The organism is Pseudomonas sp. ACN8, from assembly GCF_002303925.1.
Lineage (GTDB): Bacteria > Pseudomonadota > Gammaproteobacteria > Pseudomonadales > Pseudomonadaceae > Aquipseudomonas.
Genome location: NZ_MRCS01000011.1, coordinates 15,028 through 32,405 on the forward strand (window position 1 = coordinate 15,028; position 17,378 = coordinate 32,405).

The following is a 17,378-nucleotide window of genomic DNA, read 5'->3' on the forward strand; positions in this document are numbered from 1 at the left end:
ATTTTTTAGACGAGACTGAATCATGGCCCTCGACATTCACGCCCACCGCATCCTGATCCTCGACTTCGGTTCCCAGTACACCCAACTGATCGCCCGCCGCGTGCGTGAAATCGGCGTGTACTGCGAACTGCACCCGTTCGACATGGACGAAGATGCGATCCGCGAATTCGCTCCTAAAGGCGTCATCCTCGCCGGCGGCCCGGAGTCGGTTCACGAAGCCAACAGCCCGCGCTGCCCGCAAGCGGTTTTCGACCTGGGCGTGCCGGTCTTCGGTATCTGCTACGGCATGCAGACCATGGCCGAGCAACTGGGCGGCAAGGTTGAAGGTTCCGAGCTGCGTGAGTTCGGTTATGCCCGCGTGGACGTGGTCGGCAAGAGCCGTCTGCTCGACGGCATCGAAGACCACATCGACGCCGACGGCCTGTTCGGCCTCGACGTGTGGATGAGTCACGGTGACAAAGTTACCCGCATGCCGGAAGACTTCCACATCCTGGCCAGCACCCCGAGCTGCCCGATCGCCGGCATGTTCAGCGACGAGCGCCGCTACTACGGCGTGCAGTTCCACCCGGAAGTGACCCACACCAAGCAGGGCGGTCGCATCCTGTCGCGCTTCATCCTCGACATCTGCGAGTGTGAAGCCCTGTGGACTCCCTCGAAAATCGCTGAAGACGCCATCGCCCAGGTGCGTGCTCAGGTCGGCACTGACAACGTCCTGCTCGGCCTGTCCGGCGGTGTTGACTCGTCCGTGGTTGCCGCGCTGCTGCACAAGGCCATCGGCGACCAGCTGACCTGCGTGTTCGTCGACAACGGCCTGCTGCGCCTGCACGAAGGTGAGCAAGTGATGGCCATGTTCGCCGAGAACATGGGCGTCAAGGTGATCCGTGCCAACGCCGAAGAGCAGTTCCTGGGCAACCTGGCCGGCGAAGCCGACCCGGAGAAGAAGCGCAAGATCATCGGCCGTACCTTCATCGACGTGTTCGATGCCGAATCCTGCAAGCTGGACAACATCAAGTACCTGGCCCAGGGCACCATCTACCCGGACGTGATCGAGTCGGCTGGCGCGAAAAGCGGCAAGGCCCACGTGATCAAGTCGCACCACAACGTGGGCGGCCTGCCGGAAGAAATGAACCTCAAGCTGGTTGAACCGCTGCGCGAGCTGTTCAAGGACGAAGTCCGTCGTCTGGGCCTGGAACTGGGCCTGCCGTACGACATGGTCTACCGTCACCCGTTCCCGGGCCCGGGCCTGGGCGTGCGCATCCTCGGTGAAGTGAAGAAGGAATACGCCGACCTGCTGCGTCGCGCCGACCACATCTTCATCGAAGAACTGCGCAAGGCCGACTGGTACCACAAGGTCAGCCAGGCGTTCGTGGTGTTCCAGCCGGTGAAATCGGTTGGCGTGGTGGGCGATGGCCGTCGTTACGCCTGGGTCGTGGCCCTGCGTGCCGTGGAAACCATCGACTTCATGACCGCGCGTTGGGCACACCTGCCTTACGAACTGCTGGAAACCGTTTCCGGCCGCATCATCAATGAAATCGAAGGCATCTCCCGCGTCACCTACGACGTGTCGAGCAAGCCGCCAGCGACCATTGAGTGGGAATGATCGAATTGAACCTGTGAAATCAGGTTCAAATCGATAATACCAAGCGAAGCCCCGGTTCGAGAGCCCCGGGGCTTTTTGCGTTTCAAGGGACGCGTGTGGGTTTCAAGCCGTTGCGACTCAGGGCTTGCGAAAGCTCGGCCAGGCTGGTGAATCGCTTGTTATTGATGCTGACCCACTGCGGACGCTCAATGTATATGCCTGTGGCGTCAGAGCGGATGAGGGTGCGCACCAGTGAGCCGTCCCGGGCACGGTGAACCAGTTCGAGCTGGTTGCCGTACTTTTCGATGCTGACCATGCCCGGTTGATTGAGTGCTGCGTCGAGTACCTGTTCTCTGGCAAGCTCGGGGGATTCCAGTTCCAGAAGCAGGTCGTTCTTGACCGTGAACACAGTACTGTCAATTCCGCCGTTGGTACCGGACTCTCCCGGGTCTGGCTCAATGGTCGTGGACTGACCGACCCTGGCACTTTTTACCCGCAAGCCGATACCACCTTCCAGTTCACTGAGGCCCGCGACACCTTCCCAGGTATTGGAATGAGTATTGCCAACCAGTGCAATCCATCGATGAGACCCTCTGGCAGCCTGATCCCCTTCGATGATGATTTTGGCGAAGTAATTCATCATTTTTTGCCGGTGGAAGGGGGTTACCCCCTGCATGTTATCGACGCGATAGCTTGCAGCGCAGTCGATCGCCTGCACACGAATGTGGTTTTTCTGCGCGGTCTTGACCAGTTTCATAAAGGTGAATCGGCCAGAGGGATCGGTGAAATGACCTGCATCGAGATTCTTCAGATAGCGTTTCAGGCTTTTCGACATTACGCCGCTCTTGTTGAAAACATCCAGGTCCGCCTGATGGAAGTCGTTGAACAGGTGTTCCATGTACAAGGTTTTAACCTTTTGTTTGCCGAGTATCTCCATGTTCTCGATCAGGAACTCTTTGCTGCCAATACTGGAGTGGCCTTCGCCGACGACCAGGGCGGGTGACTCTTCGAACAGCGTCTCGATGATGTCCTTGGGTCGGCTCACCGGGCCAAAGACCGGAGTGGTCGGCCTGGGGGGGAGTTCAGGAAGGTTTTGATAGTAGGCCTGAGCGTCTCGATACAAGGTTTTTCTCAGGGCCTTGAACTGCATCAGAGCGCTGTCGGGATTGAAAATGTCGTCGTAAGCGTCACTGAGTTCTTTGTCGGCGCCAGCTTCGGTGACGTAAGGCTTCAACTCGGCCCGTAGCGCCTGAGGGACGTCATAGGCAGTGGCAGGGCTGGCTATCTCAGGCAAAGGCGCAGGCGATCGGCCCCAAGGCCAATTGCCAAAAATCTTGCCGCCGCCATACAGACCGGGGCGGGTCAGCGGTTCCCATTCACCCTCGGCGTTCAAACGAACCGGCAGGCTGCGGTGAAACGAGAACGGGTTGGCGGGGTCGATGATGACCCAGGTCTTCAGCTCGTTGACGTAGCGCACCAGGTAGTAGTCGTCATTGATCCTGACGTAGTTGCCGCCTGTCGCTGGCTGATAGATGTTGCGGTATTTGCCTTCCTCGGCTGCCACCTCCAGGCCGTCGAGGACTTCATTGGTCTCGAAAGGGGCCAGCGGGTTTTCACCTTCCACGACATAGGTTCGACCGGGAGCGGCGACTGTGATTTTCGGTGGGGCGCCTTCGGGGTGTTCGTTTTCGCCGCCGAGATTCTCCTGTGGGGTGAACTCGTCTTTGGCTTCGCCGACTTCCGCCAACTCGGCCGAGCCACCGAGCGCCAGCGCATTGAAGAGGGTGTCGATGCTGCTGAAGATGGCGCCGAGTACACCGGCCTTGCGTTCCTGGGCGTTCATGCCGTTGACGGCCTGGTCGATGTTCAGGCCGATGTTGGCGATGCCGGCACCCACGGCGGCCAGGGCCACGGGCCAGCCGGCGCAGGACATGGCACCAAAGAGTCGGGTGAACGTACTCAGATAGCCGATCCACATTTTCTCCCGCAGGTCGGCATTGGAGCGTAAGGATATATCCGCGTCGTCGAACATGCGTTCCCTGACCGAGTCTCGGAGCCAGGTGAAGGTGTCAACATCGATATCCGGTATGTCTGGTTCGAACAGGCTATGGTCGTATTTGCCCCACGTCACATACAGCAAGTCGATGGTGTGGTTCAGGCCAACGTTGTCCTCATCCTGCTGCTGGGCCGACAAGGGGAAGTGCGCCATGAACCGGGCGCGGTTGTCCGGATGGTTGTTCTGGCACAGCAGCCACCAGTGCAGGTCGCGGGGGGGTTCTAATACATGGAAGGCATCCGTTTCCCCCGGGGTATAGAGAATCTGCCGTCCGTCTCGGTCGATGATGCGCAGTATGTCACTGGACATGTAGTTGCCGATGCACAGCGGCGTGACTCGCAGGCCTTCGACAGGCGGCTCGTGGGCCCTGAGCATGTCCAGGGTAACGGGCCAGGTGAGATGGCCGGCCACTGCCTTGAGCACGGTTTTGAGGTTTTCGTTGCTCAGGCGTGAGCCGTCGTGTTCCTCCAACGCCTTGGAAATGAAATTGAGCTTGGCCAGGGTTCGAAAATTATCCGAATGATTGCGCCAGAAAGCGCCCATCTTCTCCCAATAGCGGTCGTGAAAATTGATGCGCCACAGGTCCTTGATGACCACGCTGGGGTGCATCTTCACTTCGTTGGTTTCGTTGTAGATCCGGGCGTTCGCTCCCTCGTTGTAGAACCCGCCATCACTGTCCAGCAGGTCGGCATTGTCCTGGTCGTGGGCCTGAAAGCGCTGGACCACCAGTTGCGGCAAGGTCAGCGACTCAATGGGCTTGGGATAGTGTTCCCAGAACAGGAAGGCTTTGTTGCTGGTGACCGACGTGTTGTCGAAACGGTGCCACCAGACCCGGTCCGGGTCGATGTGCTGGATGCGGTATTTGTCCAGAATTGCCTGAGCCTCGATATGGGCCATGTCGTGCATGTCGGGACAGGCTTCCACGAACGGAAGCACCAGGTCCTTGAGGGCCTGTACATCGTCGGGGTCCGGGAGTGGGAATTGAGTACTTGTATCTGAAGAATTCATCTCTCTCTCCTTGAGAAATGGATGGGTTTGAGGTCGGCACTATGCGCTGCGGACTACAGCCGGATCTGTAGGGAAAGCGGCGCACGGTGTCAGGGATTAATAGATCTTTGTTGTCAGAGGTCGCCCGGCTGCGGCCCGTCGTCACGTCCGCTTTGCTGTTTCTTTCACAACTGCGGGTGTATCGTATTCGCCTTTTGCGGGCCCCGGGCCTGTCGCTGATACGTGAGGTAGTTGAGTTCATGTCGTTTACCCGTCGCCAAATCCTCGGTGGCCTGGCCGGTCTTGTTGTCGTTGGTGTCGGTGCGGGGGGCGCGTCGCGCTACTGGCTGGGCAAGATGGCGGACGCCGAGGCGGGCCACGACTACGAGCTAATCGCGGCGCCGCTGGACGTGGAGCTGGTAGCCGGGCACAAGACCCAGGCCTGGGCCTTCGGCCCGTCGGCGCCGGGCACCGAATTGCGGGTGCGTCAGGGTGAATGGCTGCGGGTGCGCTTCATCAACCATCTGCCGGTCGCCACCACCATCCATTGGCATGGCATCCGCCTGCCGCTGGAAATGGACGGTGTGCCTTACGTGTCGCAATTGCCGGTGTTGCCGGGTGAGTACTTCGACTACAAATTCCGTGTGCCGGATGCCGGCAGCTACTGGTACCACCCGCATGTGAACAGCAGTGAGGAGCTCGGCCGTGGCCTGGTCGGCCCATTGATTATCGACGAACGCGAGCCGACCGGATTCAAGTACGAGAAGACCTTGAGTCTCAAGAGCTGGCACGTCGACGATGTGGGTAATTTCGTCGAGTTCAGTATTCCCCGGGAAGCGGCGCGGGGTGGTACGGCGGGGCGCCTGGCGACCATCAATGGCGTCCCGCAGGCGGTGATCGACTTGCCGGCCGGGCAGATCATCCGCGTACGCCTGCTCAACCTCGATAACACCCTGACTTATCGCCTGAACATTCCTGGCGTCGAAGCGCAGATCTATGCGCTGGACGGCAACCCGGTCGAGCCACGACCGCTCGGCAAGGAATACTGGCTCGGGCCGGGCATGCGCATTTGCCTGGCGATCAAGGCTCCGCCGGCCGGTGAAGAGCTGTCGCTGCGCAACGGTCCGGTGCGTTTGGGCACGTTTCGTTCGGTGGCCAATAGCGATGCGCCGACCGAGTGGCCGCCGGCACTGCCGGCCAACCCGATCGCCGAGCCGGACCTGGCCAATGCCGAGAAACTCAACTTCAATTTTGAATGGGTCGGCTCGGTATCGGTCAACGTTGATAACGGCAAGCCGCCGAGCCTGTGGCAGATCAACGGCAAGGCCTGGGACATCACCGACAAGACCTGCGCCGACCGCCCGATTGCCAAACTCGAGAAGGGCAAGAGCTACATTTTCGAATTGAAGAACATGACTCAGTACCAGCACCCGATTCACCTGCACGGCATGAGTTTCAAGGTCATCGCCTCGAACCGGCACAAGGTCATTCCGTATTTCACCGACACTTACCTGCTGGGCAAGAACGAGCGCGCGCAGGTAGCGCTGGTGGCGGATAACCCGGGTGTATGGATGTTCCACTGCCATGTGATCGACCACATGGAAACCGGCCTGATGGCCGCTATCGAGGTGGCGTGATGCGTCAGATTCGTCCCGCCGCCATCATCGACCGCAGCCGTGATCGCGAATTCATGCGTGAGGCCCTGGCACTGGCGGCCCAAGGCGCGGCCCTCGGCGAAGTGCCCGTGGGCGCGGTGCTGGTGCAGGATGGAGAGATCATTGGTCGCGGCTTCAACTGTCCGATCACTGGCAGTGACCCAAGCGCCCACGCCGAGATGGTCGCCATCCGCGCCGCCGCCCAGGCTGTAAGCAACTATCGTCTGCCGGGCAGTACGCTGTATGTCACGCTGGAGCCGTGCAGTATGTGCGCAGGGCTGATCGTGCATTCGCGGATTGCCCGGGTGGTGTACGGCGCGCTGGAGCCGAAAGCCGGAATCGTGCAGAGCCAGGGGCAGTTCTTTACCCAAGGCTTTTTGAATCACCGGGTGTTGTATGAAGGCGGGGTGTTGGCGGAGGAATGCGGGGCGGTGCTCAGCGAGTTCTTCAAGGCCCGGCGCGCGAAACCAGCAATCTAGAAAACGACATCAAACCCTGTGGGAGCTGGCCTGCCAGCGATGGCGTCGGCACATCGAGCATTGATGTCGACTGAACCACCGCTATCGCTGGCAGGCCAGCTCCCACAGGGGTATTCGGTGTTCGGGGATTGGCTTACTTGCGAGCGACGATCACCGCCCGCATCGGCGCCGGCAGCCCTTCAACGGTCTTGCTGTGATCTTCGGGATCAAGGAAGTCGCTCAGCGACTGATACTTCATCCACTCCGTCCCACGCTGTTCCTCGACCGTGGTGGTGCTCACATCCACGCACTTTACATCGGTGAACCCGGCGCGGCGCAGCCACAGCTCCAGCGCCGGCACCGACGGCAGGAACCACACGTTGCGCATCTGCGCGTATCGGTCTTCCGGTACCAGCACCTGATGCTTGTCGCCTTCGACCACCAGGGTTTCCAGCACCAGTTCCCCGCCCTTGACCAGGCAATCCTTCAGCGCCAGCAAATGCTCGATGGGCGAACGGCGGTGGTAGAACACGCCCATGGAAAACACCGTGTCGAAACCTTCGAGGTTCGGCGGCAGGTCTTCGAACGGGAAGGGCAGGTGCCAGGCATTCGGCTCGGAAAGATAACGCTGCACCGCCTGGAACTGGCAGAAGAACAGCCAGTTCGGGTCGACACCGATCACGCTGTCGGCGCCGGCGCCGAGCATGCGCCACATGTAATAGCCGTTGCCGCAGCCGACATCGAGGATGCGCTTGCCTTTGAGGTCCAGGTGCGGGGCGACCCGTGACCACTTCCAGTCCGAGCGCCATTCGGTGTCGACGTGCACGCCGAACAGGTCGAACGGCCCTTTGCGCCAAGGCGACAAGCCCATCAGCGCAGTGCGCATTTGTGCGCGGGTCTCGTCGCTGCAATCGGTGTCCAGCTTCAGGCCATTGAGCAAGTCGACTTCACTTGGCTGGATCTTCGGCAGGGCGTCCAGCGCACTTTGCCAGCGCTCCAGATCGCCGTGGCCCTTTTCCATTTTCTTGTCGAGTTGTGCTTGCAGGGTGTTGGCCCATTCGGCCAGCGGAGTGCCGGCCAGTCGGCGGGCGAGGGGGGACAGATCAATCATGGCAAGGCAATCAACGAGGCAAAGTTAAGACACTGGAACCACGGCACGACTTTCGAGAACCCGGCGGCCAGCAGGCGTTCGCGGTGTTCTTCGAGGCTGTCGGGCTTCATGACGTTTTCGATGGCGCTGCGCTTCTGGGCGATTTCCAGCTCGCTGTAGCCGTTGGCGCGTTTGAAGGCGATGTGCAGGTCGGTGAGCAACGCGTGTTCCTGCGCGTCTTCGAAGCGCAGTTTTTCCGAGAGGATCAAGGCACCGCCAGGCAACAGCGACTGACGGATGCGCGACAGCAACGCCGTGCGCTGGTCCGGGGCGATGAATTGCAGGGTGAAGTTCAGCGCGACCACCGAGGCCGGCTGGAACTCCAGCGCGAGGATGTCGCCTTCGATCACCTCGACCGGCAGCAGCTCCTGGAACATCGAATCCTGACCGTTGAGGTACTCGCGGCAGCGTTCGACCATGGCGGCGGAGTTATCCACAGCGACCACCCGGCAACCGTCGGTGCGTACATGCCGGCGCAAGGCCTGGGTCACGGCACCCAGCGACGAGCCCAGGTCGTAGAGCACGCTGCCCGGCTGGGCGAACTGCGCGGCGAGCACGCCGAGGTTTTCGACGATGGTCGGATAACCCGGCACCGAGCGCTTGATCATGTCCGGGAACACCCGCACCACGTCCTCGTTGAAGGCGAAGTCGGGCACCTGGGCCAAGGGCTGGGCGAAAAGGCGATCGGATTCTTTGCTCACGGCGGTTCCAGCGGTGTAGGTGGAAAAGGCCGGCATTTTAGCCAAGTTGGCGCGCGGATGCGCGGGTTGTCTGATAAACCGGCGAGCTGAATCAGGAATCTTCGTTGCCCGTGATATGGCTATCGCGAGCAAGCTCGCTCCCACAATGGATCTGTCGAACACAAATCATGTGTTCACAGTCGATCCATTGTGGGAGCGAGCCTGCTCGCGAAGAATTCAACGCGGTCTTTGGCTGAACGCCGAGGCAGTGATACCCCATTGCCCCAGCCAGTAACTGAGGATGATCACATAAGGCGCCGCGTCGAACGGCACCACAAACCGGCTGATACCAATCACGCTGTCGGAAAACACGAACGCCACTGCCCCCGCCGCCGCCAGCAACGCCGAGCGTTTGGGCACATCGGTCCCGAGTCGGGCCAGGGCGCGCCAGAGCATGGCGCTGATCGCCGTGCCATAGACAATCACGGGCACCAGCAATGGCCCGAGGCCGTTGGAAATCAGAATTCCCAGCAGCACGGCGCCGACGCCGAGGGCCAGCACCAGCGGCAGCACGGCCAGGCGTCGGCAATCACTCAGATAAGCCTTGAGATAAGCCAGATGCGCGACCAGAAACGCGCCCAGCCCAAACACGAACAAGTCCCCCGGCCATGCCAGCAACACGTCGCCGAGCAGGGAGAAAATCAGGCCCAGGCTGATCCAGCGTCGATAATCGCCGGGCGGTGCGTCGTGCAGCCAGCCGAGCAGAGCCAGTACCGGCAGCGGCTTGACCAGCAGGCACAGCAGAGACGCATGCACGCTCACGCCGTAAAGAAAGGTCACTGCGCCCATCAGCGCCAGAATCAGCCAGCCCACGGTCAGTTCACCGAGATCGTGCAGTCGAATGAATCCACCGGCAGCACTTCGGGTGCCCATGGCTGTTGCGAAGTCAGGCGCAAACGCCCGGTGCCGGTCGCAAAAGCCTGAAAGCGCCAGGTCGAGACCCCGGCCGCGCCGATGATGCCGGCATCTTCCGGGTTTCGATAAACCTCAGGCCCCAGTGCGTGCAGCACACCGCCGGCCGAATCCTGGATCGCCCAGCGATAGCCCGTGGTCGGATTGCTCGGCAGGGTCAGGATCAGGTTTTGCCCGTTGCTGAGTTGCACCGGACATTCGCTTTGTTTTTCCACGGTCACGTTGTGCGCAGGTTGCGTGGCGCATCCAGCCAGCAGGGCAAGGGCGAGGGGGACAAACAGGCGAATGGGGGACATAGGCTTCAGGGGCTCCGGCGTTCACGACGAACGGCGAGCATAACTTAAGATGAGACAAAGTGTGACAGCCGGGCAGAATAGCGGTGGCTGGGCTGACGCCATCGCGAGCAGGCTCACTCCTACAGTGGTTGGCGGTGTTCACAAATTGTGTGTTCATCGCAACACCCTGTAGGAGCGAGCCTGCTCGCGATAGCGATGGAGCAGGCACTACATCACTTTCAGAACAACACCTTCGCCACATCCGCAAACCGCTTGGCGAAGTGCACGGTGATGCCTTCCTTCAGATACTCCGGCAGCTCCTCGAAATTGCCCTGGTTCGCCTCCGGCAGAATCAGTTCGAAAATCTTCTGTCGCCGCGCCGCAATCACTTTTTCCCGCACGCCGCCAATCGGCAGTACATGCCCGGTCAACGTCAGTTCTCCGGTCATGGCCACGCCTTTTTTCGGTGGCTGATTGCGCGCCAGCGAAAGCAGGGCACTGGCCATGGTCACGCCGGCGCTCGGGCCGTCTTTCGGCGTGGCGCCTTCCGGTACGTGCAGGTGGACGAAGGCTTCGTCGAAGAACTTCGGATCGCCGCCATAGGACTTCAGGTGCGAGCTGACGTAGCTGTAGGCGATTTCCGCCGACTCCTTCATCACATCACCCAACTGCCCGGTGAGTTTGAAGCCACGGTTGAGGGTGTGGATGCGCGTGGCTTCGATCGGCAGGGTCGCGCCACCCATGCTGGTCCAGGCAAGGCCGGTGATCACGCCGACACCCGACAGCACCTGTTCGTTGCGGAACACCGGTTTGCCGAGGGACGCCTCGAGGTCCTTCGGGCCGAGCTTGATCACGGCTTTCGGCTCGTCGAGCAGTTTCATCACCGCTTTGCGCACCAGTTTGCCAAGGTTTTTTTCCAGCTGGCGCACGCCGGCTTCACGGGCGTAACCGTCAACCAACGCCTTGAGCGCACTGTCGCTGATGCTCAGGCTGCCCTTGGATACGCCGGCTTTTTCAAGCTGCTTGGGCCACAGGTGACGCTTGGCGATGGCGACTTTTTCTTCGGTGATGTAGCCCGACAGGCGTATCACTTCCATCCGGTCCAGCAACGGGCCGGGGATCGAATCGAGGGTGTTGGCGGTGCAGATGAACAGCACTTTCGACAGGTCCATCCGCAGATCCAGATAGTGGTCGAGGAATTCGACGTTCTGCTCTGGATCCAGGGTTTCCAGCAGCGCCGAGGCCGGGTCGCCCTGGTAGCTCTGGCCCATCTTGTCGATTTCGTCGAGCATGATCACCGGGTTCATCACTTCGACGTCTTTCAACGCTTGCACCAGTTTGCCCGGCTGTGCGCCGATGTAGGTGCGGCGATGGCCCTTGATCTCGGCTTCGTCGCGCATGCCGCCGACGCTGAAGCGGTAGAACGGCCGGCCCAGGGATTCGGCAATGGATTTGCCGACGCTGGTTTTACCAACGCCCGGCGGCCCCACCAGCAGTACGATGGAACCGCTGATCTCGCCCTTATAGGCGCCGACCGCGAGGAATTCGAGGATGCGGTCCTTGATGTCGTCGAGGCCGGCGTGGTGTTTGTCCAGCACCTTGCGCGCGTGCTTGAGGTCGAGTTTGTCCTCGCCGTACACGCCCCACGGCACCGAGGTCGCCCAGTCGATGTAATTGCGGGTCACCGCATATTCCGGCGAACCGGTTTCGAGGATCGACAGTTTGTTCATTTCTTCTTCGAGGCGTTTCTGCACCTGCGCCGGCAGGACTTTACCCACCAGCCGCTGCTCGAACTGTTCGAGGTCGGCGCTGCGGTCGTCCTTGGTCAGCCCCAGCTCCTGCTGGATGACCTTGAGTTGTTCCTTGAGGAAGAACTCGCGCTGATGTTCACCGATCTTGCGGTTAACTTCGGCAGAAATCTCTTTTTGCAGGCGCGCGACTTCGACTTCCTTGCGCAGCATCGGCAGGACTTTTTCCATGCGCTTGAGCATCGGCACGCAGTCGAGCACTTCCTGCAGCTCACTGCCGGTGGCCGAAGTGAGCGCGGCGGCGAAATCGGTCAGCGGCGACGGATCGTTGGGGCTGAAGCGGTTGAGGTAGTTCTTCAACTCTTCGCTGTACAGCGGGTTGAGCGGCAGCAGTTCCTTGATCGCATTGATCAGCGCCATGCCGTAGGCCTTGACCTCGTCGGTCGGCTCGGTGGGCTGGTGCGGGTATTCGACTTCCACCAGGTACGGCGGGCGGTGGTGCTTGAGCCAGGTCTTGAGGCGTACGCGGGTCAGGCCCTGGGCGACGAATTGCAGCTTGCCGTTCTCGCGACTGGCGTGGTGCACCTTGACCAGGGTGCCGTAGAGCGGCAGGGCCGAGGTGTCGAAGTGGCGCGGGTCTTCCTGGGGCGTGTCCATGTAGAACAGGGCCAGGCAATGGTGTTCGGACTTGGCCACCAGGTCCAGGGTCTCGGCCCACGGCTCTTCGTTGACGATGACCGGCAGGACCTGGGCCGGGAAGAACGGTCGGTTGTGGATCGGGATGATGTAGACCTTGTCCGGCAGGTTTTGGCCAGGCAGGGCCAGGCCTTTGCCAGGTTTGTGCTGCGGGGCGTTTTCCGGATCGGCGTATTCGCTTGGGTCTTCGGGGAATTCCTGCTGGTCGCTCATGGGGGCACCTGCGCAATGGGTATGGGTCTTAGATGGGGCAGGTTGGCGGTGGTTTCAACGGTCATTTTCTGCGAAGCCGTGTTTCAAAGGCGTGTTCAGCGCACAGACAGGTTAGCTGGGATTCGGCGCGACACCGTTCAACTGTAGGAGCGAGCCTGCTCGCGATGGTGTGTCAGTCGGCATCAATTTGGCTGACACACCATCGCGAGCAGGCTCGCTCCTACAATGGGACGATGGTGACCATAAAAAAGGCGACGCCTGTGAGGGCGTCGCCTTTGTTTTGACTGCCGCTAAAACTTACTCGGACAGTTTGTACGCAATCACATAGTCACCCATCTTGGTGCCCAGTGAGCCGTGGCCCCCGACGACCAGCAGCACGTACTGCTTGCCGTCCTTGCCGGTGTAGGTCATTGGCGTAGCCTGACCGCCAGCCGGCAGGCGCGACTTCCAAAGCTCGTTGCCGGTGTTGACGTCATAGGCGCGCAGGTATTGATCCAGCGTGCCGCTGAGGAAGCCGACGCCGCCGGCGGTGACTATCGAACCGCCCATGCTTGGCACGCCGAGTGGCAGGCCGATAGGCAATGGCGAGCTGTCGCGGCTGGTGCCGTTCTTGCGTTTCCACACGACTTTGCTGGTGGTCAGGTCAATGCCGGCCACATAGCCCCAGGCCGGAGCCTGGCACGGTACGCCGAACGGCGACATGAACGGGTGCATGATCACCGCATAAGGTGCACCCGTGTTCGGTTGCACGCCCGCGGTTTCGCTCTCGCGCTTGCTGCCGGCCGCGACTTCGGCGCGGGGCACCATTTTCGAGACGAAGGCCATGTAGTTCGGGCTGGTGAAGAGCATCTGGCGAACCGGGTCGACCGAAACGCCGCCCCAGTTGAAGACGCCGACGTTACCCGGATAGATCAGGCTGCCCTGTTCCGACGGCGGGGTGTACTGGCCTTCGTAACGCAGTTCCTTGAACTGGATGCGGCACAGCATCTGGTCAAACGGGCTGGCGCCCCACATGGCTTTTTCGGTCAGTTCCGGGGCCAGCAGGTTCAGGTCCGAACGGGCCTGGGTCGGCGCGGTGTGGTCACCTTTCACGGCGCCTTGCGGTACCGGGATTTCCTTGATCGGGATGATCGGCGTGCCGTCACGACGGTCGAGGACGTACAGGCTGCCTTGCTTGGTCGGCTGGATCACAGCCGGCTTGATGCCGTCGGCGGTTTTCATGTCCAGCAGGGTTGGCTGGCTGCCGACGTCCATGTCCCACAGGTCGTGGTGAGTGAACTGGTAGTTCCAGCGCACCTTGCCGGTGGCCAGATCCAGCGCGACCAGGCCGGCACTGAATTTCTCGGCGCCCGGGGTGCGGTCTGCGCCCCACTGGTCAGGGGTCTGGTTGCCCAGTGGCAGGTAGACCATGCCGAGTTTCTCGTCGACGCTGGCCAGCGACCACATGTTGGCCGAGTTGCGGCTGTAGTGCTCGCCCTCTGGCAGCGGTTCGGTCGCGTCGGGATTGTTGCTGTCCCAGTTCCACACCAAATGGCCGTCGTGTACGTCAAAGGCACGGATCACGCCGGATGGCTCGTTGGTCGACTCGTTGTCGGTGACGTGGCCGCCCATGATCACCAGATCGCGGGTGATCGCTGCCGGCGAGGTTGCGTAGTAGCCACCGGGGGTGAATGGTCCGATGCCTTGAGTCAGGTCAACCACACCGTTTTTACCGAAACCTTCGCAGACCTTGCCGGTGTCGGCGTTGAGCGCGATCAGGCGTGCATCGGCGGTTGGCAGGTACAGACGACGCGGGCAGGCCTGGGCGACGGCTTTGCCGGCCTCGGAAATCACTGCCGAAGCAGCGTTTTCAGACTTGGCGTAGGCCGCTTCGTCGTAGTACGACACGCCACGGCAGGTCATGTGGGCGAAGCCCTTGAAGCCCACCGGGCTCTTGATCTGCGGGTCGAAACGCCACAGTTCCTTGCCGGTGTCCGGGTCCAGCGCCAGCACCCTGCTATGGGCGGTGCAGGCATAGAGCATGCCGTTGGCCTTGAGTGGGGTGTTTTCGTTGGTCAGCTCCACCGGATCATCGGCGGTTGGCAGATCGCCGGTCTGGATGCGCCAGGCTTCTTGCAGCTTGCCGACGTTGGCCGGGGTGATCTGCTTGAGCGGCGAGTAGCGGTCACCGAATTCGCTGCGGCCATAGGCCTGCCAGTCGCCTTCGGGCATTTGCGGTGCAGCGCTGGTCATGTCAGCCGAGTCACGACCCAGTTCGCCCAAGGTCTCGCCCGGATGGGTGAACTGGCTGGCCGCGGCGGTGGCGCCGGCCAGGACCACGGCCACGCTCAAGGCACCGGTGCCCAGGGGGGCAGGGCCGTTGATCAGCAATGGACGACGGAACCACGGCAGCAGCATCACTACACCGAGAGCAAACCACAGCGCCAGGCGCGGCACCAGTTGCCACCAGTCCAGGCCGACTTCCCATAGCGCCCAAACAGTACTGGCGAACAGCACCAGTGCGTACAGGCCCAGCGCCGCACGGCGGGCGGCGATCAGCAACACGCCACTCAGCGCGATGCCGATACCGGCCAGCAGGTAATACAGCGAGCCGCCAAGCATGCTCAGCTTGATCCCCCCGGCCAGCATGGCCAGGCCCATCAGTAGAAGCAGAATGCCGAGCAGGGTCGGCCATAGACGGCTTCGACTCGAGGCACTATCAGTGCTCATAGTGTGATTCTCCGTGACGTTTCAAGTAGTCCTGCGCAAGTTCACTGTAGATGACGATCCGGCGCGGGCATGGTTCAGATAAATCGATTCAGTTGACGCATACCCCTGTAGGAGTGAGCCTGCTCGCGATAGCGGTGGGTCAGGCAACATCAATGTTGGCTGTGATGGCCTCATCGCGAGCAGGCTCGCTCCTACAGGGTTTTTTCGGTGTTTTTTAGAACGAGGACTGGACCTTGATCCCGCCGATCAGCGCGTCATCGACCTCGTTCACGCCACCGGGATGGCGGATGTATTGCAGGTTCGGGCGCACGGTCAGCCAATGGGTCACGTGCACGCCGTAATAGAGTTCGGCGCTGTATTCGGTGTCCTGGGGCGGCAGGTAGGACGGATCGTCGTAGTCGAAGACGACATTGGCCTGGTTGGTCGCCTCGGCATTCTTGCGAAAGGCCGGATTGACGTGAACGCGGGCCATGGCGAAACCGATGTCGTCCCGGGCGCGCGCGTCGAACGGGCCTTTGTAGACAAGGCCCGCCTGGACGTAGTTGTCGATGGCGTTGGTCTTCTTGTCGTGCATCGTGCCGTTGGCGAACAGGCTCAGGCCCCGGGAGTGGTCACTGGCGAGGCTGGTGACTTGCTGCTGAAGGCCCAGCCACACGCCGTGTTTGCTCGACGCGCTGCGATAGGCTTCGCCACTCAGGGCGGCAGGCTGGCCATTGCTGTCCTTGTAGACGTCGGTGGCGCTGGCGCTGCTGTAGTAGTAACCGGCGCGGTATTCACCCGGCAGGCCGTTGAGTTTCGGCGTCCACACCAGCTCCACCGGTACGACTGCGCCCTGGGTGCCGCTGCCGCTGAGCTTGAAACCGTTGTCGCGGTCAAGGTTCGACGGGTTCTGCTCGTACGCGCCGATCTGTGCATAAAGCTCTGGCGTCAGGTGATATTTGACCCGCATCGCCCACTGGCTGACCGGCCAGTTGTACCAAATGTCGCCCGCCCAGTTGCCGACCTGGGAGCCGCAGAACGCCAGGTTCTGGAAGTCGCAGGGGAAGCTGTTGAAGTCTTCGCCTTCGCCGAATCGGCCGACCTTGATGTCGAGTCTTTCATCGAGGAACTTCTGTTGATACCACATCTGCGTCAGGCGCCAGGTCTGGCCGCGGCCCCAGACTTCCTGCGCCGAGGTGAAGCCGCCGACACGCGGGTCGTTGATGCGGTCGTTGCTGATGTTGTTGCCGCTGCGTTCGGTGATGGTCAACTGGAACTCGGCGTCGTCCCATCCGAGGATCTTCTGCAAGTCCAGGTGAGTACCCAGGGCGAACTGGTCGCTGTAGCGCGCGGTGCGGTCATGGTCGTAGCCGCCGTGAAGATTGCTGCCCATTTCACCGGTGTAGTCGACTTTGAAGTCGTAGCCTTTTTCCGCGAGTTCTGTGCGAGTGCCGTTCCAGTCGCCGAGCATCCACGGTGAATCGCTATCGAAGGCCGGCGCCGCCTGAACATAGGTGGCAAGGCCCAGCGCGGTGAGGCCGCCGATCAGGGGCAGGACGTTTCGGTGGACAGCAGCTGCAAAGACAGCGCTGTCTCGCAAGGATTTGAAGTCAGGCATAGAGACGGAGTTCTTGATCTTTTTCTGGGGATAAACGGAAAGCAGCAGGCGTGAAGCGAAAGCAGAAGCGTTTCAGCAGGCAGCGGGGCGCAAGGATAATGATCTGTTACAAATAGAGAAAGTGCTTTCGCTGACATGCAGCCTTTCGGATTTTGTAACAGTCAGCTCGTTGTAGGAGCGAGCTTGCTCGCGATGGTCGTGAACGATAACGCGTCAAACCAGATACCCAGCGGCGTCGTTGCGTTTTTCGCGAGCAAGCTCGCTCCTACAGGATTCCAGGATCACCTACATTTAACAGATCGCTTCCACCCAACGAAACCCTCGGCTAAGGTGCGCGACTTCCAATTCACACTCTGCTCGAAGGCCCGGCATGACCGAACACAACACCGATCCGTTGCATGGCGTGACGCTGGAACAGATCCTCAACGCGCTGGTTGAACACTACGAGTGGTCGGGGCTGGCCGAGCGCATCGATATCCGCTGCTTCAAGAGCGAACCGAGCATCAAGTCAAGCCTGACGTTCCTGCGCAAGACCCCGTGGGCGCGGGAGAAGGTCGAACGCTTGTATGTGAAGTTGATGCGCACTAAACGACCGCTTTGAAC

General features: G+C 61.0%; 12 protein-coding genes. 4 read left to right on the forward strand and 8 right to left on the reverse strand.

The window, feature by feature from the left end:
• Positions 1–22 precede the first annotated feature (22 nt).
• A complete protein-coding gene (gene guaA / locus BSF44_RS08220) occupies positions 23–1,600 on the forward strand; it encodes a glutamine-hydrolyzing GMP synthase (protein ID WP_008053207.1) in 1,578 nt (525 codons plus the stop codon).
• Between the two features lie 82 nt (positions 1,601–1,682).
• Here the strand turns inward: guaA and BSF44_RS08225 are convergent, their stop codons facing one another.
• A complete protein-coding gene (locus BSF44_RS08225; protein ID WP_095943070.1) occupies positions 1,683–4,643 on the reverse strand; it encodes a membrane-targeted effector domain-containing toxin in 2,961 nt (986 codons plus the stop codon).
• A 239-nt stretch (positions 4,644–4,882) separates the two neighbouring features.
• Here BSF44_RS08225 and BSF44_RS08230 point away from each other — a divergent pair, with 239 nt between their 5' ends.
• Together BSF44_RS08230 and tadA are read left to right on the forward strand one after the other, a co-directional pair.
• Positions 4,883–6,259 (forward strand): multicopper oxidase family protein, encoded by a 1,377-nt coding sequence (locus BSF44_RS08230; protein ID WP_095943071.1) that lies wholly within the window; start codon positions 4,883–4,885, stop codon positions 6,257–6,259.
• Positions 6,259–6,756, forward strand: a complete 498-nt coding sequence (tadA, locus tag BSF44_RS08235) for a tRNA adenosine(34) deaminase TadA (protein WP_095943072.1) — start codon at positions 6,259–6,261, stop codon at positions 6,754–6,756. The genes BSF44_RS08230 and tadA overlap by 1 nt, the downstream gene beginning before the upstream one ends.
• 133 nt (positions 6,757–6,889) lie before the next feature.
• Here the strand turns inward: tadA and cmoB are convergent, their stop codons facing one another.
• The 7 genes from cmoB to BSF44_RS08270 form a co-directional block, all read right to left on the reverse strand.
• Positions 6,890–7,846 (reverse strand): tRNA 5-methoxyuridine(34)/uridine 5-oxyacetic acid(34) synthase CmoB, encoded by a 957-nt coding sequence (gene cmoB, locus BSF44_RS08240; RefSeq protein ID WP_095943073.1) that lies wholly within the window; start codon positions 7,844–7,846, stop codon positions 6,890–6,892.
• Complete coding sequence (gene cmoA, locus BSF44_RS08245) at positions 7,843–8,622, reverse strand: carboxy-S-adenosyl-L-methionine synthase CmoA (protein ID WP_172435320.1); 780 nt, start codon at positions 8,620–8,622, stop codon at positions 7,843–7,845. Before cmoA ends, cmoB begins: the two co-directional genes overlap by 4 nt.
• 180 nt (positions 8,623–8,802) lie before the next feature.
• Positions 8,803–9,438: a lysoplasmalogenase gene (locus BSF44_RS08250; RefSeq protein WP_095943075.1), complete on the reverse strand. Its 636-nt coding sequence runs from the start codon at positions 9,436–9,438 to the stop codon at positions 8,803–8,805.
• Between the two features lie 2 nt (positions 9,439–9,440).
• On the reverse strand, positions 9,441–9,833 hold the full coding sequence (locus tag BSF44_RS08255; protein WP_095943076.1) for a protease inhibitor I42 family protein: 393 nt from the start codon (positions 9,831–9,833) through the stop codon (positions 9,441–9,443).
• 218 nt (positions 9,834–10,051) lie between these two features.
• A complete protein-coding gene (gene lon / locus BSF44_RS08260) occupies positions 10,052–12,469 on the reverse strand; it encodes an endopeptidase La (RefSeq protein ID WP_095943077.1) in 2,418 nt (805 codons plus the stop codon).
• A gap of 297 nt (positions 12,470–12,766) precedes the next feature.
• On the reverse strand, positions 12,767–15,178 hold the full coding sequence (locus tag BSF44_RS08265) for a glucose/quinate/shikimate family membrane-bound PQQ-dependent dehydrogenase (protein ID WP_095943078.1): 2,412 nt from the start codon (positions 15,176–15,178) through the stop codon (positions 12,767–12,769).
• Positions 15,179–15,392: 214 nt separating this feature from the next.
• Positions 15,393–16,775, reverse strand: coding sequence for a carbohydrate porin (locus tag BSF44_RS08270; protein WP_095943079.1), 1,383 nt, complete (start codon positions 16,773–16,775; stop codon positions 15,393–15,395).
• 370 nt (positions 16,776–17,145) lie between these two features.
• Between BSF44_RS08270 and BSF44_RS08280 the strand changes: the two genes are divergently transcribed.
• Positions 17,146–17,376 carry a VF530 family DNA-binding protein gene (locus tag BSF44_RS08280; protein ID WP_046041003.1) on the forward strand — a complete coding sequence of 77 codons (231 nt, stop codon included), beginning with the start codon at positions 17,146–17,148 and terminating at the stop codon, positions 17,374–17,376.
• Positions 17,377–17,378 lie beyond the last annotated feature (2 nt).